1 protein-coding gene is annotated in these 6,512 nt (G+C 64.5%); it reads right to left on the minus strand.

The window, feature by feature from the left end; translation table 11 throughout:
• Positions 1 to 6,512: hemagglutinin repeat-containing protein (locus EYW47_RS03750; RefSeq protein WP_240763511.1), on the minus strand; the 6,512-nt coding region annotated here is incomplete at both ends.

Genomic DNA, 6,512 nt, shown 5'->3' on the forward strand with positions numbered 1-6,512 from the left:
GATCGTGCTCAATGCCGTTCCTCCACCCAGCCCACCGATCAGCGCACCTCCGGCAATGTGCGCAATGATGCGATCCGTACCGCCTTCCTTCCAGTTCTCGTAATCAGCCAGACCGCCTTTCATTGCGTCCACATCGCCTGCATCGAACGCCTTCTGCGCCGCGTCCTGCGCGTCCTTCTCCTTCATGTCTGCGAACGCGCCAATCCCCTGCGCCACCACTTGACCCGCCGCCTGCGCCGCCGCCATCGTGTCCGCCTGCTGGTTCAGGATATTGTTGACGTCAGGTGTTTTCGCGACCGTCCCGTTCGTGTCCGTCGTGTCCCGACTGAGGTTCGCCACATCTTGCGTCTGGTGCGCTGTGTCGGTTACGTTGAGCGTCCCCGCACTGATCGCACTGCGCGTCGTCGCACTCGAATCCCCGCTCTCGTTCTGCGCAATCATCGGCACCAGACCACCCGCGCCCGGCACCGACGCCGGGCCCACCGCCTTGTCCGACGTCGCCTGACCCGACAGACCCGCCGACCCGCCAATGCTGTTCGCCGAGTAGTGGCTGTGATTCTCAATGTCGGAGAACGTCAGCGTCCCGGTCGTCAGGTTGTTCTGCGAGACATCCGCCGTGCTGGCAATCACCGCGCCTGTCAGCGCCGTATTGCCCTTGACGTTCACATCAAATCCGCCATCGCCCGCGTAGAGGCCCGCCTGTTCCTTTACACCCGCATAGTCGCCATCGGCATGACCGTATTGCGCGGTCACGCTCGCGCCGCCACCCGCCGCGCTGATCGAGAATCCCGCGCCCACACTGCTCTGGTGCGCCGCGCTCGTGGTCGTGTCCTGCACGCTCGCAATGTTCAGGTTGCCGCCCACATCCGCCGTGATCTGCTTGCCGCTTACCTGCGAGCCTGTGATGTTCGTATCGCCGCCCGAGATGACCGTGACGCTATTGCTACCGGTGACATGCGACGCGTTCTGGATCGACGCGTCGCTATTGGCGTCTCCGTGCGCATTCGACATTGCCGCCGACACGCCCCAACCCTGCGTGCCAAACGACACGCCCGCGCTCGCGCTCTTGCTGCTGTTGGAACTACGCGTCGAATCGGTGTCGGTTGTGTTGACGATATTCACCTGATTTTTGCCTGCCAGCACCACGTCGTTCGCGCTCACGTTCGATCCGGCTATCGTCACATTGCCGCTGCCAGCTGTGCCGTCCCCGGTCGCAACGAACGCCGCCGTGCCACCGGCCTGGACGTTCGATCCGCGATTCATGGTCTGGCTTTCAGTGGAATCGCTGCGACTGCTGCTCGATCCGATACTCACCTGAACGCCAATGCTCGGGTTCTTCATGAGCGTGCCACCGGTCGCACCGGCTACCGCCAGCGCCGCATCACCCGCCGCCGCAATCGTGTGCAGCGCGGCCGCCCGGTCATTGCCGCTGTTCGCCGAGCGGCCAATGGCTTGCCCCTCCGAATACGCGTTGTTGATTGCATCGCCCATGCTGCCCGCGAGACCAATCGTCAGGCCACTGCTGCTCGTCTTCTGCGTCTGCGCCTGATGCGCCGTATCGGTCGCCGCATCAATGATCACGTTCGCCGCCGTGCCCGTGACGTTGCCGCCCGCCACAAGATCACTGCCCGTGACATGCAGGGTGTTCCCCGCCTGAATCGAAAGATTGCCGTCAATCGACCCAACCGTGCTCGCATTGTTCGTGACGCTCGACTCGTGGTCGGTCGTCGCAAGCTTGTTGCTGCCAACCGTCACCGTCAGGCCGCTCGTGCCAAGCCCCGTGGTCTTCTCCTGATACGTGCCCGACGACCGCATGGTGTCCTGCGTCGTGGTGATGTTCACGTCATGCGCAGCGACGAGCGCAACATCGTTCGTGCCCACGATCGTGCTGCCCGCAACGTTGATGTCCTTGCCACTGGCAATCTGCACGGCATCCGCAGAAACCAGGCTGCCCTGGTTCAGGGTGGTCGTGCTATCGCGCGAGCTCGCCACCTCCTTGCCGCTCACCACATTGCTGTGGCTATGCTGCTCCTGCGAATTGTCGACATGCGTCTCGCTGGCCGCGCCGATATTCACATTGCCCGTTGCCGCCAGCGTCGCCGTTCCCTTGTCCAGACTGATCGCGCTACCCGTGACGTTGATATCCTTGCCCGACACCACAGTGAGCGAATCGCCTGCATTCAGCGTGGTCGCCGTGAGCGTGTCATTGGACCGATGCAGCGAGTCCGAATAGCTGCCGTGGCTGTCACTGCCCGAACTGTTGCTGTCGATGGTCGAGGTGGCCTTCGCCGCCTCGAGCGTCACGTTGCCGTTCGCCGCGAGCGTGCCACCGCCGCCCAGGTTGAGCTTCGCGCCCGTCGCCGTCAGGTCGCCGCCCACGCCGATCTGCGACACACCGCCAACGCTCACCGAACTGCCCGTCACCTGGTTGAAGCTCGTGTTCGACACCCCGTTCGCGCGTTCGACCACCTTGTGCTCGCCGGTCTGCACCGTACCGAGGTCCCAGTTGCCACCCACGGCCATGCCCAGGTTGCCGCCCACGTTCAGGCTGCCCGCGTGCTGCTCGAAGTTGCCACCCGTCACAATGGCGGCGTCGCCCGCCACATTCACGCTCGCGAGCGAGCCGAGCGTGGTCGTGGTTCGCGTGGCGCCCGTCGCGCTGATCTGGTTGACGGTCTTCGCGGCGGAATTGAGGATCAGGTCGCCGCCCGCGTTCAGCGCGAGGCTGCCCGCCTTCACGCTGGCCGAAGTCAGGTCGACATTGCCGCTGGTCGTCAGCGACATCAGCCCACCGATTTGCAGCGCGCCGAACGCGTTGTCGATGGACTTGCCGTCGATCGACAGCGTATTGCCCGCCTGCACCGTGCCGCTGTTCGTGAAGACCTGCGCGTTCTTGAGGTTGATGTCGGTCGCCGCGATCAGCGGCCCGTTCATGTTCTGCTGGCTGGCCTTCGCGAGATAGACGACCGGCACCAGCACGGACTGCCCGTCGACGATCTCGGTCTGCATGATGACGACGTTGCTCGTGAGCGCCGCCACCTGTTCGGCCGACAGGCTCATGCCAAATGGCAGACTGAGCGACTGCGCGAGCGATGCGCCCGCTGCGAGCAGCGCCTGGTACATCGCCTGAGCATCGCTGTACGGGCCGAGCACCGCCTTGCCGGTGAGCGACGTGATCTGGTTGCGCACGAGCATCTGCTCGTAGAAGCCGTCGCCGAGGCGCTTTTCGGTGGTCTGCGGATTCAGGCCGATCTGCTGGAGGTAGTAGTCGCTCGAAATGAACGTCTTCTGGTTCGTGTAGGCCGGATTCGTCTCGATCAGGTAATCGGCCCCCGGCGTGCTCACCGGACGGAACAGGCCGCCCTGCGGGATCGTGAGGTTTTGCAGGACGTTCTGCGCCGTCGCACTGGCGATGACCGGATTGACCATGCCCGAGCCGCCGCTGACCGCGGCCGTTCCGGTGCTCGCACCGCCCGCGTTGCCCTGGACTGATGAGGCTCCTCCGGTATTCGTGCCGCTAGCGCTGCCCTGGACTGAGGAGGCCCCTCCGGTATTCGTGCCGCTAGCGCTGCCCTGGATCGCGGACGCCCCTCCCGTAGTCGCGCCGCTCGCATTGCCGCTCAGGCCGCTGATATTGACCCCGGAGAGCGCCTGGCCGGGGGCGAGACCGAGCGACGGGATGCCCGCGTTACCTGCCGTGTTGTTGATACTGATGCCGGTGCCGGAAAGCGTGCCGCCCGCCACGAAGGTCGATTCATACGCCGGGAGCCCGTAATCGCGGATGTCGGCCGGCGCCGCCTGCGTGTACCCGCCCGGCCGGGAGCCGGTGAACGGTGCGTCGCCGAACGGCAATGTCCAGTTGTGCTCAGTGTTGTCGTAGTTGTTGTAATGGTAGTAGCCCGAATACGTCACCTGAACTTTGGGCGCGGTTTGTCCCTGCCAGCTATTCTGGTCGAGCATGACCGGTGCCGCGATGTTGCCGACTGACGCCACCGCGCTCCAGTAGTTCTGGAACAGGCCCACGTTCGTGGCGTCCACGTTGCCGCCGGCAATGATTTGCGCCTGCGGGCTGATCGACGCGATCAGGTTCGCCACGGCCACGCCCGTGTAGGTCGTGTACTGGTAGCCGCTGTTCCACTGGCCGCCGTTCGGCGGCTGGACGTACACACCGCCAATGAGATTCGGATCCCCCTGCTTCGCCCAGGCCACATTCTGACCGGAGCAAGCCGCCATATAGATCGCGGTACACCCCGACATGCTGATGCCAAGCTGCTCCAGCAGCGCCGGATCGACCGGCTGCGTCAAGCCGGTCGTGGTCACAGCCGTCCGCGTGTTCGTCACCTGGGCGGCGTCGAGCTTCATGTCGGCCGCCGATTCGATCAGCCCCGACTGGTTACGGATCCGGTTTGCGCGGGTGTAGTTGCCGTTCGCATCCTTGCCGCCCGCCAGCACCACGTTACCGAGACCGAAGATCGCGGTGGTCGCCTGCGTATCGGCCATCGTGGTGTCGTCGCGGTTCTCGATATCGGCCGCGAGCAGCTCGAGCGTCCCGTTGCTGTCCGTCGCGCCGATCAGCGCAGTCGGCCCGACGTTCGTGATCGATTGCGTGGCGTTGAGCGAAACGCTGCCCCCGACCAGCACACCCGTATTCTCCAGCGTGGCCGAGTGCGTGGTCAGCGTACCGCCCGCCATCATCGTGCCGCTGTTTTCGATGTCGCCCGCGTTGATGCCGAGGTTGTTCACCGCCTCCAGCAACGCGCCATTGCTGAACGTGCCGGGCAGCGTAAAGGTGAGATCGTGGCCGGCGGCGAATTGCAGATCCGGGGTGGGCGCAAAGTCGCCCTGTACGCTGAGCGCCACGTCGTTGGCTGCGCTGTATGCACCGCCGCCCGTGAGTGCCGCCGCATTGACGGACAGGTTATGTGTCGCGCCTATCTGGCCGTTCGTGTTCGTGATCGCACCGGTCGTCGTAATCGCGACATCGCCATTCGACCCGGTCAGGTTGCCAATCTGGCCGCCGCTGTTGTCGACGGTATCGCCCCGCACCGAGACGTTCGCGCCGCTCAACTGTCCGCCCTGCGTATTCAGGAATGCAGAGCTATTGACAGCGACATTCCCGTTGCCGGTAATCACGCCGCCGCGGTTGACGGTCTGACTGCCGCCCTGCACGGTCGCGTCGCCACTGCCGAGATCACTGATGAGGCCGTCCGTATTGTCGACGGACGCGGCCTGAACAGCGAGTGTGCTCGTGTCGTCCGCCGCCCCCGTGCCGGACTGGATCTGTCCGTTCGTGTTCGTGAGGGCGCCGCCGCTCGCGAGCGTCAGCGATGAGAGCGAGCGAATCGCACCCTGCGTATTGTTCACGTCGCCCGACACGTTAGCCGCGATCGTCCCCTGTGCGGCGATTACGCCATTCGCGTTATTCAGGCTCCCGGCCCACGCCGCGATCTGACCGGCGGTGATGATCTTTCCGCCCACGTTCGAGAAGTAGCCAGCGCCACTGCCCGGTGCGATCGTCAGCGTGCCTGTTCCGGCGTCGAGGATCGTGCCGCCATCATTGATGAGCGCACCCGGCGCCAGCGTGAGGTCCGTGCTGTTGGTCTGAAGCGTGCCACCGTTCGAGTTGTCGAACGTGCCGCTGACGTTGAACCCCATCGTGGGGGTGCCATACTGCGTGATCGCGCCGCCATGATTGATGAGGTCCGCCGCGCTCAACGCAAGCTGGTTCGCCTCGATATCGCCACTGCTGTTGTCGAGCGTGGAACCGATGGTGAGCGCCAGATTCGGCGCGACGATCGAGCCGCCGTTATTCGTGAGCGAGCCACTGTGGATGGTTTCGTTCGAGCCCGCGCCGATCTGGCCGCCATCATTGTTCAGCATGCCGCTGGCAAGGCTCAGGTCCGTATTCGAAAGCAGCTTGCCGTTGCTATTGTTGAGCGCGCCGCCGACCGTAGCCGTCAATCCGTTCTGTCCGACGATCGAACCCGCCGCGTTGTTGAGCGCACCGGCCTGCGCCACGACCTGCCCGTTGCTCTGGATGGTGCCGCCAGCATTCGAGATCGATCCCGCGCCGCTGCCTGTGGCTATCGTCAGCTTGCCGTGACCGGCGTGCGTGATCGCACCGCCATCATTGACAAGCGAACCAGGGGCAAGCGTGAGGTCCGTGCTATTGGCCTGGAGCGTGCCACCGTTCGAGTTGTCGAACGTGCCGCTGACATTGAAGCCCATCGCCGACGTGCCGTACTGCGTAATCACGCCGCCGTGGTTCAACACGTCCGCCGCGGCCAGCGCAAGCTGGTTCGCCTCGATATCGCCGCCGCTGTTGTCGAGCGTGCCGCTGGCCGCCACCGTAAGGTTCGGCGCAACAATTGAGCCGCCATGGTTTGTCAGCGACGCGCTGCGGATGGCTACATTTGCGCCCGCGCCGATCTCGCCGCCATTATTGTTCAGCGTGCCGCTGGCAAGGCTCAGGTCCGTATTCGAAAGCAGCTTGCCGTTGCTATTGTTGAGCG

Origin of the sequence: Paraburkholderia silviterrae, assembly GCF_004353915.1 — a bacterium.
Lineage (GTDB): Bacteria > Pseudomonadota > Gammaproteobacteria > Burkholderiales > Burkholderiaceae > Paraburkholderia > Paraburkholderia silviterrae.